Genomic DNA, 19,587 nt, shown 5'->3' on the forward strand with positions numbered 1-19,587 from the left:
GTCGGCGGACCATGCCAGGATGGAGTTATGGCGAAGACCGGTACCACCACTCAGGACCTGCGCTCGGCGATCGAGCGCAGCGGCTACTACCCGGCCCTGGTGTCCGAGGCGGTGGAGTCCGCGGTGGGTCCGGAGCCGATCAGCTCCTACCTGGTGCACCAGGAGACGACCTTTGACTCCAACGAGGTGCGCCGCCACGTGACGGTGCTGGTGCTGACCCCGACCCGGTTCGTGGTGAGCCACACCGACGAGCAGTCGGGCGACGCGGGCAGCCCCGCGGTGCCGTTCGCGACGACCTCGACGGAGAGCGTCCGGCTGGACCGGATCGGCTCGGTCGTGGTGAGCCGGATGGTGGCCAATCCGGAGACGTACACCCCGGGGACGCTGCCCCGCGAGGTGGTGCTGACCATCGGCTGGGGCGCCGTGCAGCGCCTGGACCTGGAGCCGGCCGGCTGCTCCGACCCGAACTGTGAGGCCGACCACGGCTACACCGGCTCGGCGACGGCTGACGACCTCTCATTGCGGGTGAGCGAGGCCGGCGACGGCCCGGAGACGGTGGCCCAGGCGCTGGTGTTCGCCCGGGCGCTGTCCGACGCGACGATCAGCAACAGCCCGCGGGTCTGAGCCCCGGCTGAGCTCCGCAGCTTCCGACCGCTACGAATCCGGTTCCATGTCCTTCACACCCTTCGACGGCTACGACGCCTTCGAGATCCTTGACCCGGCCGCGGCCCCCGCGCCCCCGTACGGCAGCGGCTCGCTCTGCGACCTGCTGCCCTCGGTGGCGGCGGGCCTGGGCGTCCCGGGGTTCACCGCGACGCTGCCGATCGCCCCGGCCGACCGGGCGGTGGTGTTCCTGGTGGACGGCCTGGGCTGGGAGCTGCTGCTGCGCCACCCCGAGTACGCGCCGTTCCTGTCCTCGCTGGCCGGGAGCTCGCTGGGCGGCACCGGCCGTCCGCTGACCGCGGGCTTCCCGTCCACCACCGCGACCTCGCTGGCCTCGGTGGGCACCGGCACCCCGCCGGGCCTGCACGGCCTGGCCGGGTACACGGTGGCGGTGCCGGGCGCCGACTACCTGATGAACCAGCTGCGCTGGCAGCCGCACACCGACCCGCAGGCCTGGCAGCCGTACCCGACGGTCTTCGAGCTCACCCATCAGGCGGGGGTGGCGACCGCCCAGGTGTCCTCCCCGTTGTTCGCCCAGACCCCGCTGACCAAGGTGGCGCTGTCCGGCGGCACCTTCCTCGGCCGCACCACGGGCGAGGAACGGATGGACCTGGCCGCCTCCTGGCTGGCCGAGCACGACCGGGCGCTGGTGTACACCTACGTCAGTGAGCTGGACGGCGCGGGCCACCGCTTCGGCGTGGACTCCGACGAGTGGCGGATGACCCTGGACGCGGTGGACCGGCTGGCCCGCCGGCTGGCCGAGCAGCTGCCGCCGCGTTCGGCGATGTACGTGACCGCGGACCACGGCATGATCGACATCGCGCCGGAGGACCGGATCGACTTCGACGAGGACTGGGAGCTCGGCGCGGGCGTCGCCCTGCTCGGCGGCGAGGGCCGGGCCCGGCACGTGTACGCCGTACCGGGCGCCGCGGCCGATGTGCACGCGGTCTGGAGCGAGGTGCTCGGCGACCGGATGTGGGTGGCCACCCGGGACCAGGCGATCGCGGCGGGCTGGTTCGGCCCGAGCGTGGACGAGCGGGTGTACCGGCGGATCGGCGACGTGGTCGCCGCGGCCCGTGACGACATCGCGATCACCGCCTCCCGCAACGAGCCCGGCGAGTCCGCGATGATCGGCCTGCACGGCTCGATGACCCCGGTCGAGCAGTTCGTCCCACTGCTCGAAGTCCGCGGCTGAGCCGGTCCCTTGATTTCCCTGTGCCCGAACCCCCTCGATGTGAAAGGCCCTTGCTCCACCCATGGCTGAACTGGTGTTCTTCTCGGGCACGATGGACTGCGGCAAGTCGACGCTGGCGCTGCAGATGGACCACAACCACACCGCGCGGGGCCGGCAGGGGGTCATCCTGACCCGCAACGACCGCGCGGGCGCGGCGACCATCTCGAGCCGGCTCGGCCTGCGCGCCGAGGCGGTCGAGGTGACGGACGACTTCGACTTCCACGCGCACGTGGTGCAGCGGCTCTCGGCGGGCGGCCGGGTGGACTACCTGATCTGCGACGAAGCGCAGTTCTTCGCCGCCGAGCAGGTCGACCAACTGGCCCGGGTGGTGGACGAGCTGGACATCGACGTCTACACCTTCGGCATCACCACCGACTTCCGCACCCGGCTGTTCCCCGGTTCGCAGCGGCTGATCGAGCTGGCCGACCGGGTGGAGGTGCTCCAGGTCGAGGCCCTGTGCTGGTGCGGCGCGCGGGCGACCCACAACGCCCGGACGGTCGGCGGGGTGATGGTGGTCGAGGGCGCCCAGGTGGTGATCGGCGACATCTCGGTGAACGAGGACGAGGTCGGCTACGAGGTGCTGTGCCGCCGGCACCACCGCCGCCGGCTGACCGCCGCGACCGCCCGCGCCTCGGTGCTCTCCCCGGACGTGCTTCCCTTCGAGGAACAGCAGGCCTGACCGCCCCGGAGGCGAGCGGGCGGGTTACAGCGCCTCGAGCACCGAGAAGTGCCCGCCCTGCGGGTCGGCCAGCCGGGCGGCCCGGCCGCGGGCGGTGTCGTGCGGCTCGACCAGGACGCGGCCGCCGATCTCGACGGCGTGACGGGCGGTCAGGGCGACGTCCCTGACGGCGAAGTGGGTGCGCCAGCGCGGCGGGTGGCCGCGCAGGTCGGCGCGGTGGCGGATGCCCGCGACCGGGCGCCCGTGCACCAGGAGCGCGGACTCGCCGCCGGCCGGCCGGACCGGGCGGTCGAGCACGGCGGCGTAGAAGACGGCGGCGCCGTCCGCGTCCGGGGTGAGCAGTTCGGCCCAGACGGGTGCGCCGGGTTCCGTCCCGGCCTCCCGGCCGAGGTGCTCCTCGCCCTGCCAGAGGCCGAAGACGGCGCCGGAGACGTCGGCGGCGATCGCCATCCGCCCGGCGCGTTCGGCCTGCAGCGGCCCGACGGCGACGGTCCCGCCGCACTCGCGCACCAGCTGGGTGGTGCGGTCGGCGTCGTCCACGGCGAAGTAGGTGGTCCACTGCACCGGGAAGCCGGTGGCGGTGGAGACGCCGAGGCCGGCGACGGGTTCCCCGTCGAGCTCGGCCCGGACGTAGGCGCCGAGTTGGCCCGGCCCGGGGGAGTACGTCCAGCCGAGCAGCTCGCCGTAGAAGGCGCGGGCGCCGGGTAGGTCGTCGGTCAGCAGGCTGACCCAGCAGGGCGTGCCCTGGGCCAGTCGGAGTTCCACCGCGGGCAATGCGGGCCTCCTCGTGGGTGGTTGGAGCACGGAAATCCTCGCGCGTGAGGGTGATGCTTCCACCCTGGCGCGCGCCCAACCCTCGGGCCGCGCGGAAAATCCGGCAAAGAGCGCACAAAGAGGGGTGGCTTGGGCGTGTTGCGCGACAATGGCCGGCATGACCACCTACAACGACGGTTCCCCGCTGATCTCCGCGGCCGAGCTGGCGGAGGCGCTCGACTCCGCGTGCCCGCCGGTGCTGCTGGACGTGCGTTACCAGCTGGTCGGCGCCGCACCGGGCGGCCCGACCGCGGCCGAGGAGTACCGGGCGGGGCACCTGCCCGGTGCCCACTTCGTCGAGCTGGACCGGGACCTCGCCGCCGCGCCCGGCGCCCCCGGCCGGGGTGGGCGCCACCCGCTGCCGGCCCCGGAGGAGTTCGGCGCCGCGATGCGCCGCTTCGGGGTGAGCACCGAGCGCCCGGTCGTGGTGTACGACGGCGCGGCCTCGATGGCGGCGGCCCGGGCCTGGTGGCTGCTGCGCTGGGCCGGGCACCGGGACGTCCGGGTGCTGGACGGCGGCTTCGCGGCGTGGCAGTCGGCCGGGCTGCCGGTGACGGCGGAGCTGCCGGAGCCGACTGAGGGCGACTTCAAGCCGGTTCCCGGGCAGCTGCCGACGGTGGACGGTGACGGCGCGGCGGCCTGGGCGCGCAGCGGTCTGCTGTTGGACGCCCGGTCGGGCGAGCGCTACCGGGGCGAGACCGAGCCGGTGGACCCGCGGGCCGGGCACATCCCGGGTGCGGTGTCGGCGCCGACGGCCGAGAACGTGGGCCCGGACGGCCGGTTCCGGCCGGCCGCCGAACTGGCGGCCCGGTTCCGGGCGCTAGGCGCGGGCGAGCGGGAGACCGCGGTGTACTGCGGCTCGGGTGTGACGGCGGCGCACCAGATCCTGGCGCTGGCGGCTTCGGGCCTGAACGCCACGCTGTACCCGGGTTCGTGGAGCGAGTGGTCGAGTGACGAGCGCCGCCCGGTCGCGGTGACCGACCAGCCGGGCTGAGCCCGGGCCCGTCTCTTGGGTCTTGCCCGACCCGGCGGAACCCGAGGGACAGGTCCTCGGACATGCCGAAGGGGCGGGAGGCCGAGCCTCCCGCCCCTTCGGCGTCGGTCCTAATCCTGCTTCTTGCGCCGGCTGCCGAAGACGATCTCGTCCCAGCTGGGCACGGTGGCCCGGCGTCCGGGCCGGACGCCGTCCGCCTCGGCCTGCCGGTCGGTGGTGCCGACCAGGCGCTCGCGGTGCGGGGCGACCGCGCGCGGCATCAGGATGTCGGCGTAGGCCGAGCCCGCGCCGACCGCCGGGGCGGCGGCCGCGGCCGACTCCTCGCTCTCCTCGGTGACCTCGGCGGGCACCGGTTCGATCGGGGTGGGGCCGCCGACGGCGAGGTCGCCGCGGAAGGCGGGGACCACGTCGAGCAGGCTGGTCAGCGAGTCCCGGGACTCGGCGGTGGCCTCCCGCGACTCGCGGACCTCGCGGGCCGACATGATGCGGTCGGCGGAGGGCCGGTCGATCATCGGGCGGGGCGGCCGGTCCTGGGGGAGCCGGGCGATCCGCGGGATGAACGGGAAGACCGAGTCCTCCTCGCGCTCGACGGTCTCACCGATCAGCGCGCGGGCCTCGTCGTCGTTGGGCTGGACCAGGCGCCGGGGCGGGTCGTACGTCCAGGACGCGCTGCGGCCCTCGCCGTCGGCCCGGTAGGCGAGGATGACCTCCCAGGTGCCGTCGTCGCGCCGCCAGGAGTCCCAGCGCTCGGTGTCCTTCTCGGCGCCGCGCAGCGCGAGCCGCTCGGCCACGGCCTCGCCGAGCTGCGGCCCGGGGGACTCGCCGTTGCGGCGGATGGCGGTCTTGCGGGCGCGCTCGGCCATGAAGGCGCGCTCGGCGAGGACCGGTCCCTCGAAGCGGCGGACCCGGTCGACGGAGATGCCGGCGGCCTGGGCGACCTCCTCGGCGGAGGCACCGGCTCGTATCCGGGCTTGGATATCCCGGGGGCGCAGATGGCTCTCGACCTCGATCTCGATCTGGCCGAGGCGCGGCCGGTCGCCGCGGATGGCGGCGCGCAGCCGCTCGTCGATGGGGAGGGTGTACTCCGTGCTGTCGGCAGCCTTGAGCACCAGCCGTGTGCCGTCGTTGCTGACGGCCACAACCCGCAGTTCGGGCACGGTTACCTCCCGGGTGGTGCCTGCCGACGTCACCTGCGTCGCTGCTCCCGTACTGAGTGTGGCCTGCCCACTCGCGACTGGCCACAACCTTGCTGAGTTCCCCGGCGTGTCGGGCTCACGCCCGGGCTCGCCGCTGTGGCACGGTTGCCTTTTTGCCACGTCATCCGTCGACGTCGCGCCTGGGTGTCCCGGCCGTCCTCGCACGAGCAGAGATCGCGACGATCCGGGACCGGCGTCGCCGTGCGTGCCCGTTCCGTGGCTCTTCGTCAAGCTGCCGGTGTAGGCACAGTCGACAAGTCGACCCAAGGCTCGGGCTTTACGAACAGTACTCCATTCGTGGCATCCGAAGGGGCGGCTCGCCGCTCAAGTCTCCCGCGATTCACGGGAATCTCAAGAGCGCACCCCCCCAATGGCGGACCACCGCCGGGTGAACGGTGATCATCTTCACACAATCCGGGAGCGGAGAACCGCATTTTCGTCCCTTGTGTCCTTCTTTAGGCAAGATGGAGTGACTTGTTCGAAGAGCAGTCGTACGGACCGAGGGATGTCGATGTCGGAGCGGAGCCCCGCCGAGGAGGGCGGCAAGAGAGAGCGCAGGCGGATCGATCTGAGTGTGGCTCAGGTCGTGGCGAGCGCGCTGGCCGCGGTGGTGGGCGCACTGCTCGCCTCCGAACTCGGGGTCTACGGCACGATCATGGGCGCGGCGGTGGTGAGTGTCGGAGCCACCACCGGCGGTGCGGTGTTCCAGCACGTCTTCAGGCGGACCGGCGAGCAGCTGCGCGAGGCGGTGGACCGGGGGCCGAACCAGGCCGCGAACTCGCTGCGCCAGGTGCCGGTGGAGGCGGAGCGGGCGGCGGAGCCGCCGGCCGGACCGCCGGTGATCACTTCGGAGTGGAACGAGCCGCGGGTGGTGCGGGCGCGCCGGCGGTGGACCTGGAAGACCTACGCGGCGGTGTCCGGGCTGGTGTTCCTGCTGGCGATGACGCCGATCGTGGCCTTCGAGCTGGCCACCGGGCAACCCGTGTCGGCGACGGTGAAGGGCGAGTCCGGCAACGGGACGTCCTTCGGCGGCGCGGTGGCGCCGAAGGACTCGACGCCGCAGGACGCCCCGTCGCAGCGGCCGTCCCCCGGTGGCGGCGGGCGCGGCTCGCAGGACCCGCCGTCCGGCGGTGCCTCGGCCCCGGCGACGACCCGGCCGAGCCGGGAGCCGAGCGCCACCCCGAGCGGCGGCAGCGGCGAGCACGGTGAGAGCGCCTCGCCCTCGACGGGTCCGAGCGCGAGCCCGTCGGCCGGTTCCTCCCCGTCGGCGGGCGGTGGCGGGAAGCCCGCCGGCGAGGCCACGCCGCAGTCGCCGGTGCCGAGCAGCGCCCCGGCGAACGCGACGGTGGCCCCGCCGCCCGCCGAGGCCCCCGCGCCCTAGGCGCCCAGCACCCGGCGCAGGTAGTCGTTGCCGAAGACGCGCTGCGGGTCGACCTCGTCGCGCAGCGCGGTGAAGTCGCCGAAGCGGGGGTAGACGCCGGCGAGGTACTCGGCGTCGCGGGTGTGCAGCTTGCCCCAGTGCGGGCGGCCCTGATGGGCGGTCATCAGGGCTTCGACGCCGGTGAAGTAGCCCTGGTCGGCGGTGCCCCGGTAGAGGTGGACGGCGATGTAGGCGCTGTCCCGGCCGGAGGCGGTGGAGAGCCAGAGGTCGTCGGCGGGGGCGAAACGGACCTCGACCGGGAAGCTGACCTTCCAGTCGGAGCGTTCGACCAGGGCCTTCAGTTCGCGCAGCACCTCGGCGACGGCCGCGCGCGGGACGGCGTACTCCATCTCCACGAAGCGGACCTTGCGCGGGCTGGTGAACACCCTGAACGCGGTGTCGGTGTAGCTGCGGTCGGACCAGGCGCGGCTGGCGAGCGCGGCGATCGAGGGGATGGAGCGGGGGAAGCGGCGGCCGACCCGGCAGGCGCCCTCCCAGACGGTGTTGGAGAGGAAGTCGTCCTCCAGCCACTCCTTGAACCGGGGCAGCGGGGCGGCCGGGCCCTGGCTGCGGTTGTTGCGCTTGGTGGAGCAGCGGTCGGTGTGCGGGAACCAGTAGAACTCGAAGTGCTCGTTGATGGCGGTGAGGTCGTCGAGGCGTTCCAGCACCTCGTCGAAGTCCATCGGCTGCTCGTGCGCGCTCAGCAGGAAGGCCGGTTCGACGCCGAAGGTGAGCGCGGTGATCACGCCGAGGGCGCCGAGGCCGAGCCGGGCGCCCTGGAAGAGCCGGGGGTTCTCGGTGGGGGAGCAGCGCTTGAGGGTGCCGTCGGCGAGGACGATCTCCAGGGCACGGATCTGGGCGGCGAGTGAGCCGGAGTCGCGGCCGGTGCCGTGGGTGCCGGTACTGGTGGCGCCGGCGACGGTCTGGACCTCGATGTCGCCCATGTTGGTGAGGGAGAGGCCCTCGGCGGCGAGGATCCGGTTGAGGCGGTTCAGCGGGAGGCCGGACTCGACGGTGACGGTGCCGGCCGTGCGGTCGATCTCGCGGACGGCGGTGAGCGCGTGCGGGCGGATCAGCAGGCCGTCGCCGGCCGAGGCGATGGCGGTGAAGGAGTGGCCTGAGCCGACGGCCTTGACGGTGCGGCCCTGGTCGGCGGCGCGCAGGATCTCCTTGGCCAGTTCCTCCGCGGTGCCGGGGGTGGCGGTCCGGGCGGGGAGGGCGCTCTGGTTCCCGGCCCAGTTGGTCCACCGGGTGCGGGTCGCGGTACTGGCCTGGGGCATGCTGTTGCCTCCTGCTCCGTGGCCGAACGGGTCGGCGCGGTCCGGGGCGGCCTGGCCCGGCGACTCCCAGGAGACAGGCCCTACCCGTGGGTAGGGCCACGGGTAGGGCGAGATTAGTCAGTTCACCGTTCGACGTCTACGGGTCGTCCGACCCCTTCGGCGGCCACCTCGGACGGTTGTTCGGCGGCGAGTCCGGCACGCAGGCGGCCGAGTCCTGCGAGAGCGGCGAGCACTCCGAGCAGGCCGGCGGCGAGCGGCACCCAGTAGCCCGAGGCGGCGCCGGAGGCGTCGACCACCCAGCCGCCGGCGGAGGATCCGAAGGCGACGCCGAGGGCGAGCCCGGTGGTGGTCCAGGCCATGCCCTCGGTGAGCTGGGCGGCCGGGACGAGCCGTTCGACCAGGGCCATCGCGGAGATCAGGGTGGGGGAGATGGCCAGGCCGGCGATCAACAGGGCGGCGCCGGCCGCCACCAGGGCGCCGATGCCGTGCATGGTGGAGGCGACGAGCAGGATCGGGACCATGCTGAGCGCCATCATCACCACGCCGACGAAGAAGCGGGTGGACAGCGGGCTCTTGAGCCTGAGCGCCCCGTAGACGATGCCGGCCAGGCCCGAGCCGACCGCCCACACGGCGAGGACGACGCTGGAGAGCCCCTTGTGGCCCTGGGCGTCGGCGAAGGCGACGGTGACGATCTCGACCGAGCCGAAGATCGCGCCGGTGGCGATGAAGGTGAGCACCAGGACGACCAGGCCGCCGTTGAGGATGGCGCTCCCGCCGGTGCGGGCGGTGGCCGGGTGGACGGGCGGCTCGGTGTCGCGCTGGGTGGTGAACAGGGCGATGCCGACGGCGAGCGCGATGACGGCGACCAGCAGGCCGGACTCGGGGAAGAGGTTGGTGGCCAGGCCGATGGCGACGATCGGGCCGACGATGAAGCAGACCTCGTCGACGACGGCCTCGAAGGAGTACGCCGTGTGCAGCTTGGCGGCGTCGTCGCGGTAGAGGTGGGCCCAGCGGGCGCGGACCATGGCGCCGGCGCTGGGCATCACGCCCAGGCCGACGGCGAAGAGGAAGAGCGTCCAGGACGGTGCGTGGAAATGGGCGCTGAGCAGCAGTCCGGCCGCCGCGGCGACGGTCAGCGCGGTGGCCGGGAGGGCGACACGGCGCTGTCCGTGTCGGTCGACCAGCCAGGAGACCGCCGGGCCGAGGGCCCCGGCGGCGGTCGCCGTCGTCGCCTGGACCGCGCCCGCCAGTCCGTACGACCCGGTCAGCTGGGAGAGCATGGTCACGATGCCGATGCCGGCCATGGAGATCGGCAGGCGGGCTATGAACCCGGACGAGGAGAAGGCCACGGTGCCGGGGGAGGCGAATATTCGGCGGTAGCTGGACAGCACGGGAGCTCCGGACAGGGGGTAAGGAACAAGGCTGGCCAACACAGATTACGTGCGTTGGCAAACGGTATTTTCCGGACACCCGCGCGGCCCCGGCGCCGAGCCCCGGCCCCTCAGTGGCAGGATCGGTGCCATGTCCGACGCGCGCAAACCCTCCCCCTCCGGCGCCGCCCCGTACGACGCCCTGCTGCTGCTCTCCTTCGGCGGGCCCGAGGCCCCCGAGGAGGTCGTCCCCTTCCTGGAGAACGTCACCCGCGGCCGCGGCATCCCCAAGGAACGCCTGAAGGAGGTGGGCAAGCACTACTTCATGTTCGACGGGGTCAGCCCGATCAACGAGCAGAACCGCGAACTGCTCGCCGCCCTGCGGAAGGACTTCGCCGAGCACGGGCTGGACCTGCCGGTGTACTGGGGCAACCGGAACTGGGCGCCCTACCTGGTGGACACCCTGCGGGAGCTGGCCGCCGACGGCCACCGCCGGATCGCCGTCCTCGCCACCAGCGCCTACGCCGGCTACTCGGGCTGTCGCCAGTACCGGGAGAACCTGGCCGACGCGCTCGCCGCCCTCGCCGAGGAGGGAGGGCCGGCGCTGACCGTCGACAAGCTGCGGCACTTCTACAACCACCCCGGCTTCGTCGAGCCGATGATCGACGCCACCCTGGCCGCCCTGGAACAACTGCCCGAGGCCGTCCGCCCCGGCGCCCGGCTGGCGTTCACCACCCACTCCATCCCGGACGCGATGGCCGAGACCTCCGGCGCCCCGGACGACCCGGCCCGCGGCACCCCCGGCGGCGCGTACGTCGCCCAGCACCTGGACGTGGCCCGGCTGATCACCGCGGCCGTCGCCGAGCGCACCGGCGTGGCCGACCGGCCGTGGCGGCTGGTGTTCCAGAGCCGCAGCGGCGCCCCGCACATCCCGTGGCTGGAACCCGACATCTGCGACCACCTGGAGGCCCAGCACGCCGACGGCGCGCCGGCCGTGGTGATGGTCCCGATCGGCTTCGTCTCCGATCACATGGAGGTCAAGTACGACCTCGACACCGAGGCCGTCGCCAAGGCCGCCGAACTCGGCCTGCCGGTGGCCCGCGCCGCCACCGTCGGCGCCGACCCGCGGTTCACCGCCGCCGTGCGCGAACTGGTCCTGGAACGGGCCGCCGTCGAGCGCGGCGGGAACGTGACCCGCCGGGCCCTGGGCACGCTCGGCCCCAGCCACGACGTGTGCGCCGTGGCCTGCTGCCCCAACCCCCGCGCCCCCCGCCCGGCCGCCGCCGAGCGCTGACCCCTTCCGGAGGAGAATCCCGTGTCCACCCCCGCCCTGCCCGACGACCGGCTCCTCGACGACCTGCTGGACGTCGCCCTGGACGCGGCCCGGCAGGCCGGCGCCCTGCTGCGCGACGGCCGCCCCGCCGACCTCGGCGTGGCCGGCACCAAGAGCAGCCCGGTCGACGTGGTGACCGAGATGGACCTCGCCTCCGAGAAGCTCCTCCTGGAGCTCATCGCCGACCGCCGCCCCGAAGACGGCTACCTCGGCGAGGAGGGCGCCGAGCGCCCCGGCACCAGCGGGGTGCGCTGGGTCGTCGACCCGCTCGACGGCACGGTCAACTACCTCTACGGACTGCCCTCCTGGGCGGTCAGCGTGGCCGCCGAGGTGGACGGCCGCGCCGTCGTCGGGGTGGTTCACGCCCCGGCGCGCGGCGAGCTGTTCCACGCCGTCCTCGGCCGCGGCGCCCGCCTCGACGGCCGGCCGGTCTCCGCCCGCCCAGCCCCGCCCTGGGGCCAGGCGCTGATCGGCACCGGCTTCAACTACGTCCAGTCGGTGCGGGTGCGCCAGGCCGAGGTGCTGCTCGCCCTGATGCCCGAGGTGCGGGACATCCGCCGGGGCGGGGCGGCCGCGGTGGACCTGTGCGACGTGGCCGCCGGGCGGCTGGACGGCTACTACGAGCGCGGCCTCGCCCCCTGGGACCGCGCGGCCGGCTGCCTGATCGCCACCGAGGCCGGCGCCCTGGTCGGCGGCCGCCCCGGGCACGGCCCGGACGGTGAGCTGACCGTGGCCGCCGCCCCGGGCGTGTACGAGCCGCTGCAGGAGCGCCTGGCCGCGCTGCGCGCCTGGGCGGACTGACCGGGCGCCCCCGGACATGCGAAGAGCCCTGGCATACGGGGGATGCCAGGGCCTTGGGGTTTCGCACGGCCCCCGCAGGGCCGCAGGTGCCGGAAGACCGGCGTCGGGTCAGGCGGCGGTGCGGTGGCGCCCGAGCACGGTGTCCACACCGTGCTCGGCGGCCAGACGACGCAGGTCGTCCAGCTCGGACTGCTCCACCTCGGCGAGGAACTCGTCCCCGGCCTCGATCGCACGGTGCAGGTCCTGCTCGGCGTTGGCTATGCGCTGCAGGATTCCGGCCTTGAAGGCGTCCATACGGGCCCCCTTACTGTGTCGGACGTGCACGGTCGTACGTTCTCCGCCCCGAGGAGGTCATGCCAGCGAAAGCGTCCGGGCCGGCAGGTGGTGGATCTCCGGTCGGGCGCGGAGACGGCCTTCGGCCGCTCCCGGTGACGTCCCAGCCCCAGGGCCGGCGCGGATGAACGCACGGCGGGTGGGTGCGATCGGCCAACAGCCAGATCGCGGGTGTGCAGCTCTACTCCCCGCCCGGAAGCCGGGGAAACCTCCCGCCGGAAGAAAGTTGCCCGTGTCACAGTCCAAGCGGAGCGGTCCCGGTACGAACGGTCACCGGCGTGGGGCCCCGTTCCGTGCCTGAGCGGCAGCTTATCGCTGCTTTACCGCAGGACCAGGCAGGATGGAGGCACCGTCGGAGCCGCGCGTCCGCTTCCGGGGCCGGCCTGGAGAAGGGACAACGACCGTGCGGGTTCTCGTCGTCGAGGACGAGCAGCTGCTTGCCGAGGCCGTCGCGACCGGCCTGCGCCGCGAGGCGATGGCCGTGGACGTGGTGTACGACGGGGAGGCCGCGCTCCAGCGCATCGCGGTCAACGACTACGACGTGGTCGTCCTGGACCGCGACCTCCCGCTGGTGCACGGCGACGACGTGTGCCGCAAGGTGGTCGAGCAGGGCCTGGCCACCCGGGTGATCATGCTGACCGCCTCCGGCGACATCAGCGACCGGGTCGAGGGCCTGGAGATCGGCGCGGACGACTACCTTCCGAAGCCGTTCGCCTTCAGCGAACTCGTCGCCCGGGTCCGGGCGCTGGGCCGCCGCGCGACCATCCCGCTGCCCCCGGTGCTGGAGCGGGCCGGCATCTCGCTCGACCCTGGCCGGCGCGAGGTGATCCGCGACGGACGCACCGTCCAGCTCGCCCCCAAGGAATTCGCCGTCCTGGAGGTGCTGATGCGGGCCGGCGGCGCCGTGGTCTCCGCCGAGCAGCTGCTGGAGAAGGCCTGGGACGAGCACACCGACCCATTCACCAACGTCGTGCGCGTCACCGTGATGACGCTGCGCCGCAAGCTCGGCGACCCGCCGGTGATCGTCACCGTGCCCGGTTCCGGCTACCGGATCTGACCACCGGAATCCGCCTCGGCGGATTCCGCATCGAAGCGGGACCAGCCCCGGCGGATCCCCTCGGAGGGGTATGCCCCCGAGGGTTCCCCGCCGTACCCCGCGCCCGCCCCCGGCGGACGCCCCGAGAGGACCCATCATGACCACCCCGCCCCCGGCCGGCGGGCCCTTCGGCGCGCCCGCCGGCGGCCCGCGCGCCGTGCCGCCCAAGCCCGTCCACCCGCCGCGCCCGGCCCGGCCGCACCAGAACGAGACCTACGTCCCCGGCGACGGCCTGCTCGCCTGGCTGCCCTTCCGCCCGACCATCCGGATGCGGCTCACCCTGCTCTACGGCGGCATGTTCCTGATGGCCGGCGTGGTCCTGCTGCTGGTGATGTACTTCTTCGTCCAGCAGGCGCTCCAGGAGGTCGGCCAGCCGCACCTGTTGCTCCCCGGGCAGGGCATCTCGGTACGGACGCCGGACGGCTTGACCATCACCAGCCAGTCCGCGCTGGACCAGTGGCTGAACGACAACAAGTCCATCCAGGCCGCCGCCGCGCTCAACACCCTGCTGCGCAAGCTGCTCACCGTCCTGATCTGCCTCGCCGTGATCGCCTTCGCGGCCGGCTACGCGATGGCCGGCCGGGTGCTGCGCCCGCTCGGCCGGATCACCCGCACCGCCCGCGACGTCGCCTCCTCCGACCTGCACCGCCGGATCGAGCTGGACGGGCCGGACGACGAGCTCAAGGAGCTCGCCGACACCTTCGACGGCATGCTGGACCGGCTGGACCGCTCCTTCGACTCCCAGCGCCGCTTCGTCGCCAACGCCTCGCACGAGCTGCGCACCCCGTTGGCGATCAACCGCACCCTGCTGGAGGTCCAGCTCTCCGACCCGGCCGCCTCGCCCGACCTCCAACAGCTCGGCAAGACCCTGCTGGCCACCAACGAGCGCAGCGAGCAGCTGGTCGAGGGCCTGCTGCTGCTCGCCCGTAGCGAGAACGAGCTGACCGACCGCCGCCCGGTGGAGCTGTCCGAGGTGGCCACCCGGGCGCTGGAGCAGACCCGGGGCGAGGCCGACAAGCGCGAGGTCGAGCTGCGCTCGAAGCTCGATCCGGCCGTGGTCGCGGGCAACGGCGTGCTGTTGGAGCGGCTCGCGCTCAACCTGCTGCAGAACGCCGTCCGCTACAACACCCCCGGTGGCTGGGTCGAGCTGGCCACCGCAGAGGTGCCGGGCGGCGGCGAGCTGGTGGTCTCCAACACCGGCCCGATGGTGCCCGGGTACGAGCTGGAGCACATCTTCGAGCCGTTCCGCCGGATCAAGGGCGCCGACCGCACCCGCAGCGACAAGGGGGTCGGGCTCGGCCTGTCCATCGTCCGCTCGGTGGTGCGAGCCCACGGCGGCACCATCGAGGCCACCCCGCGCGCCGGCGGCGGCCTCACCATGCGGGTGCGCATTCCCGCGCCGTAACGGATCCCCGGGGTCGTCACGTTCCGTGGGCGACCGTTTCCAGCCGCCCCCGTCAGGCCTGTCAAGACGACGTAAGGCCTGACGGGGGCGGCTTGTCATTTCCGGCCCGGGCAACTTACGGTGTCGTAACCTACGCAACCGTAAGTGCGTCCGCCGGTGTGCCCCGCCGACGGCTCCGTACCGCGTGTGCCCGCCCTACGCGCCCGCCCCGCGCGTGCCCGTCCCCCAGGAGCAAGACCGTGACCATCGCCCCTGTGCAGAGCAGCACCTCGCTCGGATCGAGCGGCTGGACCGACACGCGGCTGATCCTGGCCCTCGAAGAGGTCGTGGAGAACGAGCTCAACCGCCACCTGGGCGTGGCCAAGGAGTGGATGCCGCACGAGTTCGTCCCGTGGAGCCAGGGCCGCGACTTCGACGGCGTGCTGGGCGGCGAGGCCTGGAACATCGAGCAGTCCAAGGTGACCCCGCTCGGCCGGGTGTCGCTGGTGGTGAACCTGCTGACCGAGGACAACCTCCCCAGCTACCACCACGAGATCGCGACCATGTTCGGCCGCGAGGGCGCCTGGGGCACCTGGGTGCACCGCTGGACCGCCGAGGAGGGTCGGCACGGGATAGCCATTCGTGACTTCCTGCTCGCCACCCGGGCCGTCGACCCGGTGGAGCTGGAGCGGGCCCGGATGAACCACATGTCGGAGGGCTTCGAGTCCGACAACGCGCACAGCATGCTGCACTCGGTCGCGTACGTGGCCTTCCAGGAGCTGGCCACCCGCATCGCGCACCGCAACACCGGCAAGTTCGCCGGGGACCCGCTGTGCGAGCAGCTGCTGGCGAAGATCGCCAACGACGAGAACCTGCACATGGTCTTCTACCGGAACCTGCTGAAGGCCGCCCTGGAGATCGCCCCCGACCAGGCCATGCGCGCCATCGCCGACGTGGTCATCGACTTCCGGATGCCCGGCCACGGCATCCCCGGCTTCGAGCGCGCCGCCGCGCAGATCGCCCTCGGCGGGGTGTACAACCTCCGTATCCACCACGACGACGTGCTGCAGCCGGTGCTGCGCAACCTGCGCGTGATGGAGATCGGCGGCCTCGGCCCCGAGGGCACGGTGGCCCAGAACGAGCTGGGCGTGTTCCTGGACGGGCTGGACGCGCAGGCGCGCAAGTTCGAGGAGCGCCAGGCCGCCATGCTGGCGCGCCGGGCGGCCCGCCGCGCCGCCGAGTAAGGGGGCGCCGGCGACCCTTCGCCGGGAGGTCGGAGTGGGTGGATTTTCCGTAATTTGCCCCGGAAGATTCTGAACGTGATCAAGCTCACACCGTGTCGCTCCGTGACATCGGATAACCCCGGAGAGTGATCGCCCTGCTGGGGGTGCCGATCGCCGTCCGTGACCGGATTCCGGCCTGCGGGCGGTCCGAAGGATTGGTCGGCATCCCTGGTGGGCAAGGGATTCGCCGGACACCAGTACGGTCTTCGCTCACTGAGCGTCGCTGCCCCGGCGGGCGTGCGGAGGGTCGGTGATGGCCCAGCGTGAGGCCTCCCGCGCCCCGAGGGATCACCCCAACGGAGCCCTGGCTGAGTGTCGATTGAGTAACAGGGCTTGAAGTAAGGCAAAATCTCCGCCTCGGGTCGGGCACAAGACCGACCTCCCATGCGTTACGTGCGCTGGAGATACCGCACACACCGCACAACCCGGAGGGGGAGAGCGAAAAATGGCAACGGACTACGACACCCCACGCAAGACCGACGACGAGCTCAACGAGGACAGCATCGAGGAACTCAAGGCTCGGCGGAACGACAAGGGCGGTAGCTCTGTCGACGTCGACGAGTTCGAGGCTGCCGAGGGCATGGAGCTCCCTGGTGCCGACCTCTCGAACGAGGAGCTCGCCGTCCGGGTGCTGCCGAAGCAGGCCGACGAGTTCACCTGCATGAGCTGCTTCCTGGTGCACCACCGCAGTCAGCTCTACAGCGAGAAGAACGGCAACCCGATCTGCCGGGACTGCGGCGCCTGAGCGCCGTAGCGGACAGCGCCCGGTGCCCGCGGCTCCCGCGGGACCGGCACAACGCCCCTTCCGGCCCCGGGCAGCGGGGCCGGACGGCAGGTCCGCGGACCGTCCACAGGGACGGGCCCGGGAGGACGGAGTCGTTCGGCGGCGCACAGGCACTCAAGGCCTCGACCGGTACAGCACCGGCCAATAGGGCGTCGGCCAGGACAAAGTCGTAGGGACGGTCCCGCAGCAGCGGAACCGTCCCTCTCGGTTTTCTCGGCCTTCTCGCCCCGGGGCGCGCCCGTTACGTCCGGGCGCCGCGGCGGGCCTCCTCCAGCGCGTCGGCCAGCTTCATCGGCGAGCGGGTCGACAGGTAGAGGTAGGGCGTCGGGTCGGCCGGGTCGTCCACCTCGACCCGCAGCGCCGTCGGGACGTAGCTGCGCAGCAGCATGAAGGCGCGGGGGTCGGCCTTCGGACCGCGCCAGGCCGTGGCCTCGGCGGGGCTCAGCGCGTGCGCGGCGCCCAGCGCTTCCACCGGGATCCGGGCCGGTCCGGCCACCAGCGAGCCCTGCACCACGCGGATGCGGGCCGAGCCGTAGCTGCTGATCGCCACCGCGCCGACGGCGATGCCGGCCACCAGGCCGATCAACGCGGCCGGGCCGCTGACCCGGATCAGGATCAGTGCGAGGGTGAGGCCGACTGCGACCGGGAGCAGCCACCAGGAGCGCGGCACCGTGAGGCGTTCGTCGTACATGCCCTCCATTGTGGGCGCCCTGACGCCAGGGGCGGGACGCCACCCCCACCGGAGGCCTTGCTACCCCTGGGTAGGGTGGGTCGGCGTGACCGGTACGACACCCCCCACCATCCCCACCGACCGGCCGGCGCCCACGCTGCCGCCGACCCCGACCCCGACCCCGACCACCCCGCCGCCGGACGCCGTCCTGCCGGCGCGCGCCCCCGAGGCGCCCGCCCCCGGTACCCGGCTCGGCTCCCACTACGAGCACTGCTTCGGCTGCGGCCCGCAGCACCCCGGCGGCCTGCGGATCGACGCGGTCGCCGGCGAGGGGCTCGACGTCACCGCCCAGTTCACCGTCCGGGACGTCCACCAGGGCGGCCCCGGGTTGGCCCACGGCGGCGTGCTGACAACAGCCATGGACGAGACCCTCGGCACGCTCAACTGGCTGCTGCACGCCCCCGCGGTGACCGGCCGGCTGGAGACCGACTTCCTCTGCCCGGTGCCCGTCGACTCGGTGCTGCACCTGCGCGCCTGGATCACCGGCGTGCACGGCCGCAAGATCTACAGCGCCGCCGAGGCACGGATCGGCGGGCCGGACGGACCGGTCGCCGTGCGTGCTCAGGCGCTCTTCATCCAGGTGAAGCTGGAACACTTCACCACGCACGGTCGACCCGAGGACATCGAGAAGGTCCTCGACGACCCGGATCTGATGAAGCGCGCACGAGCCTTTGAGGTGAACCCTTGAGCGAGACCCCCCGCCCGCCGCTGGACGTCCTGATCAGGCGCGTCGACCCCGAGCTGCCGCTGCCCGAGTACGCGCAGCCCGGGGACGCCGGTGCCGATCTGCGCACCACCGTCGACGCCGAGCTGGCCCCCGGTGAGCGGGCCGTGCTCCCCACCGGCGTCGCCATCGCGCTCCCGGACGGCTACGCGGCCTTCGTCCACCCCCGCTCCGGGCTCGCAGCTCGTTGCGGAGTTGCGCTCGTGAACGCCCCGGGGACGGTCGATGCCGGGTACCGTGGAGAGATCAAGGTGATCGTCGTCAATCTGGACCCGCGCGAGGGGGTCAGCTTCCGCCGAGGGGACCGGATCGCCCAGCTGGTCATCCAGCAGGTCGAGAAGGCCCGCTTCCACGAGGTGGCCGAGCTGCCCGGGTCGGCACGCGCTGAGGGCGGGTTCGGGTCGACCGGTGGCCACGCCGCGGTCTAGCATTCCCGCGGCCTCGCAGGAAGCCGAGCAGGTATTCGCATCGGTCTTGGACCGGGAAGGACAGTGACCGTGTTCCGTCGTCGCCAGAAGAGCGAGGACGCTGTCGAGCAGCTCGCCGACGACGCCATCAGCGCCGACGAGACGGCCGATGACGTCGAAGGTTCCGCCGAGAGCGAGAACGTGACCGAGCTGGACCCGGCCGACAAGGTCGGCCTGCCGCCGGCCCCGCGGCCGGACGGCCCGTGGGACCACTCCGAGCTGGAGAACCCCGAGGAGGGCCGCGTCGACCTCGGGGGCCTGCTGGTCCCCGGTGTCGAGGGCATGGAGCTGCGCGTCGAAGTCGCCGGTGACGCGATCGTCGCCGCCACCCTCGTGCTCGGCAACAGCGCCATCCAGCTCCAGGCCTTCGCGGCCCCGAAGTCGGAGGGCATCTGGGGGGAGGTCCGCGAGGAGATCGCCAACGGCATCACCTCGCAGGGCGGCATCGTGGACGAGGAGGAGGGCCCGCTCGGCTGGCACCTCCGCGCCCAGGTCCCGGTGCAGCTCCCGGACGGCACCCAGGGTGTGCAGCTGGTGCGCTTCGTCGGCTGCGACGGCCCGCGCTGGTTCCTGCGTGGTGTGATCTCGGGCCAGGCCGCCGTGCAGCCCGAGATGGCCGGCATCCTGGAGCAGGTCTTCCGCCAGACCGTCGTCGTGCGCGGTGAGAGCCCGATGGCGCCCCGCGACCCGATCGTGCTGAAGCTTCCCGAGGACGCCCAGATGGTTGCCGACGGTGGCGGGGCTGCTGCCACCGCCGGCGAGGGCGAGAGCCGCTTCGGTGGTACCGCGCTCGACCCGTTCGCGCGTGGCCCGGAGATCACCGAGGTTCGTTGATCCGGGGCCGTTGATCCGGTCCGCCGGATCTGATCGCCGTCGCATCGCCCCCGCCCGGAACCCCCGGGCGGGGGCGATTTGCATGTGGCGGGTCGGCCCCCGTACAGTTCCGGAGTCGCCGCGGGAGACCGGGGCGGCAAAGCGGAAAGCGAATCCGATGAATGAAACT

Annotated in this window: 20 protein-coding genes; 14 read left to right on the forward strand and 6 right to left on the reverse strand. The window is 73.0% G+C overall.

Annotated features, from left to right (window positions below; all coding sequences use genetic code 11):
* Nucleotides 1–27 precede the first annotated feature (27 nt).
* The 3 genes from ACH4E7_RS29075 (at nucleotide 28) to ACH4E7_RS29085 (ending at nucleotide 2,576) form a co-directional block, all read left to right on the forward strand.
* Nucleotides 28–624, forward strand: coding sequence for a DUF5998 family protein (locus ACH4E7_RS29075; RefSeq protein WP_396252028.1), 597 nt, complete (start codon nucleotides 28–30; stop codon nucleotides 622–624).
* Nucleotides 625–670: 46 nt separating this feature from the next.
* A complete protein-coding gene (locus ACH4E7_RS29080; RefSeq protein ID WP_396252029.1) occupies nucleotides 671–1,858 on the forward strand; it encodes an alkaline phosphatase family protein in 1,188 nt (395 codons plus the stop codon).
* A 61-nt stretch (nucleotides 1,859–1,919) separates the two neighbouring features.
* Nucleotides 1,920–2,576: a thymidine kinase gene (locus ACH4E7_RS29085; RefSeq protein WP_396252030.1), complete on the forward strand. Its 657-nt coding sequence runs from the start codon at nucleotides 1,920–1,922 to the stop codon at nucleotides 2,574–2,576.
* A 24-nt stretch (nucleotides 2,577–2,600) separates the two neighbouring features.
* On the opposite strand, the gene ACH4E7_RS29090 is transcribed toward ACH4E7_RS29085, so the two are convergent.
* Entirely contained in the window at nucleotides 2,601–3,341 is a 741-nt protein-coding gene (locus ACH4E7_RS29090; protein WP_396252046.1) for a VOC family protein, read from the reverse strand.
* Between the two features lie 166 nt (nucleotides 3,342–3,507).
* On the opposite strand from ACH4E7_RS29090, the gene ACH4E7_RS29095 reads away from it, so the two are divergent.
* Nucleotides 3,508–4,383 (forward strand): sulfurtransferase, encoded by an 876-nt coding sequence (locus ACH4E7_RS29095; protein ID WP_396252031.1) that lies wholly within the window; start codon nucleotides 3,508–3,510, stop codon nucleotides 4,381–4,383.
* Between the two features lie 110 nt (nucleotides 4,384–4,493).
* Here ACH4E7_RS29095 and sepH read toward each other — a convergent pair whose 3' ends face one another.
* Nucleotides 4,494–5,573, reverse strand: a complete 1,080-nt coding sequence (gene sepH / locus ACH4E7_RS29100; protein WP_396252032.1) for a septation protein SepH — start codon at nucleotides 5,571–5,573, stop codon at nucleotides 4,494–4,496.
* A gap of 517 nt (nucleotides 5,574–6,090) precedes the next feature.
* On the opposite strand from sepH, the gene ACH4E7_RS29105 reads away from it, so the two are divergent.
* Entirely contained in the window at nucleotides 6,091–6,960 is an 870-nt protein-coding gene (locus ACH4E7_RS29105; protein WP_396252033.1) for a hypothetical protein, read from the forward strand.
* Here ACH4E7_RS29105 and ACH4E7_RS29110 read toward each other — a convergent pair.
* Both ACH4E7_RS29110 and ACH4E7_RS29115 read right to left on the reverse strand, forming a co-directional pair.
* Nucleotides 6,957–8,279, reverse strand: coding sequence for a D-arabinono-1,4-lactone oxidase (locus ACH4E7_RS29110; RefSeq protein WP_396252034.1), 1,323 nt, complete (start codon nucleotides 8,277–8,279; stop codon nucleotides 6,957–6,959). The two genes, ACH4E7_RS29105 and ACH4E7_RS29110, sit on opposite strands and share 4 nt — an antisense overlap.
* Nucleotides 8,280–8,401: 122 nt before the next feature.
* Nucleotides 8,402–9,670, reverse strand: coding sequence for an MFS transporter (locus tag ACH4E7_RS29115; protein WP_396252035.1), 1,269 nt, complete (start codon nucleotides 9,668–9,670; stop codon nucleotides 8,402–8,404).
* A 130-nt stretch (nucleotides 9,671–9,800) separates the two neighbouring features.
* Between ACH4E7_RS29115 and ACH4E7_RS29120 the strand changes: the two genes are divergently transcribed.
* Both ACH4E7_RS29120 and ACH4E7_RS29125 read left to right on the forward strand, forming a co-directional pair.
* The gene (locus ACH4E7_RS29120) at nucleotides 9,801–10,943 is read left to right on the forward strand and encodes a ferrochelatase (protein ID WP_396252036.1); all 1,143 of its coding nucleotides are present in this window, start codon (nucleotides 9,801–9,803) and stop codon (nucleotides 10,941–10,943) included.
* Nucleotides 10,944–10,964: 21 nt separating this feature from the next.
* Nucleotides 10,965–11,783 (forward strand): inositol monophosphatase family protein, encoded by an 819-nt coding sequence (locus tag ACH4E7_RS29125; RefSeq protein ID WP_355673000.1) that lies wholly within the window; start codon nucleotides 10,965–10,967, stop codon nucleotides 11,781–11,783.
* A 108-nt stretch (nucleotides 11,784–11,891) separates the two neighbouring features.
* Here ACH4E7_RS29125 and ACH4E7_RS29130 read toward each other — a convergent pair whose 3' ends face one another.
* Nucleotides 11,892–12,077, reverse strand: a complete 186-nt coding sequence (locus ACH4E7_RS29130; RefSeq protein ID WP_355673001.1) for a hypothetical protein — start codon at nucleotides 12,075–12,077, stop codon at nucleotides 11,892–11,894.
* Between the two features lie 442 nt (nucleotides 12,078–12,519).
* On the opposite strand from ACH4E7_RS29130, the gene ACH4E7_RS29135 reads away from it, so the two are divergent.
* The 4 genes from ACH4E7_RS29135 to ACH4E7_RS29150 all read left to right on the forward strand — a co-directional run bounded on the left by ACH4E7_RS29135 (nucleotide 12,520) and on the right by ACH4E7_RS29150 (nucleotide 16,624).
* A complete protein-coding gene (locus tag ACH4E7_RS29135; protein WP_030057689.1) occupies nucleotides 12,520–13,173 on the forward strand; it encodes a response regulator transcription factor in 654 nt (217 codons plus the stop codon).
* A 136-nt stretch (nucleotides 13,174–13,309) separates the two neighbouring features.
* Complete coding sequence (locus ACH4E7_RS29140) at nucleotides 13,310–14,617, forward strand: sensor histidine kinase (protein WP_396252037.1); 1,308 nt, start codon at nucleotides 13,310–13,312, stop codon at nucleotides 14,615–14,617.
* A gap of 239 nt (nucleotides 14,618–14,856) precedes the next feature.
* Nucleotides 14,857–15,840 carry an acyl-ACP desaturase gene (locus tag ACH4E7_RS29145; protein ID WP_396252038.1) on the forward strand — a complete coding sequence of 328 codons (984 nt, stop codon included), beginning with the start codon at nucleotides 14,857–14,859 and terminating at the stop codon, nucleotides 15,838–15,840.
* A gap of 484 nt (nucleotides 15,841–16,324) precedes the next feature.
* Nucleotides 16,325–16,624, forward strand: coding sequence for a DUF4193 domain-containing protein (locus tag ACH4E7_RS29150; RefSeq protein WP_189922429.1), 300 nt, complete (start codon nucleotides 16,325–16,327; stop codon nucleotides 16,622–16,624).
* A gap of 280 nt (nucleotides 16,625–16,904) precedes the next feature.
* On the opposite strand, the gene ACH4E7_RS29155 is transcribed toward ACH4E7_RS29150, so the two are convergent.
* Complete coding sequence (locus ACH4E7_RS29155; RefSeq protein WP_396252039.1) at nucleotides 16,905–17,354, reverse strand: DUF3093 domain-containing protein; 450 nt, start codon at nucleotides 17,352–17,354, stop codon at nucleotides 16,905–16,907.
* A 136-nt stretch (nucleotides 17,355–17,490) separates the two neighbouring features.
* On the opposite strand from ACH4E7_RS29155, the gene ACH4E7_RS29160 reads away from it, so the two are divergent.
* The 3 genes from ACH4E7_RS29160 to ACH4E7_RS29170 all read left to right on the forward strand — a co-directional run bounded on the left by ACH4E7_RS29160 (nucleotide 17,491) and on the right by ACH4E7_RS29170 (nucleotide 19,418).
* On the forward strand, nucleotides 17,491–18,081 hold the full coding sequence (locus tag ACH4E7_RS29160; protein WP_396252047.1) for a PaaI family thioesterase: 591 nt from the start codon (nucleotides 17,491–17,493) through the stop codon (nucleotides 18,079–18,081).
* Entirely contained in the window at nucleotides 18,078–18,545 is a 468-nt protein-coding gene (dut, locus tag ACH4E7_RS29165; protein WP_396252040.1) for a dUTP diphosphatase, read from the forward strand. The genes ACH4E7_RS29160 and dut overlap by 4 nt, the downstream gene beginning before the upstream one ends.
* 69 nt (nucleotides 18,546–18,614) lie before the next feature.
* A complete protein-coding gene (locus ACH4E7_RS29170) occupies nucleotides 18,615–19,418 on the forward strand; it encodes a DUF3710 domain-containing protein (protein WP_396252041.1) in 804 nt (267 codons plus the stop codon).
* Nucleotides 19,419–19,587: the final 169 nt, after the last annotated feature.

This window comes from Kitasatospora sp. NPDC018058 (genome assembly GCF_044327205.1).
Taxonomy (GTDB): Bacteria; Actinomycetota; Actinomycetes; order Streptomycetales; family Streptomycetaceae; genus Kitasatospora.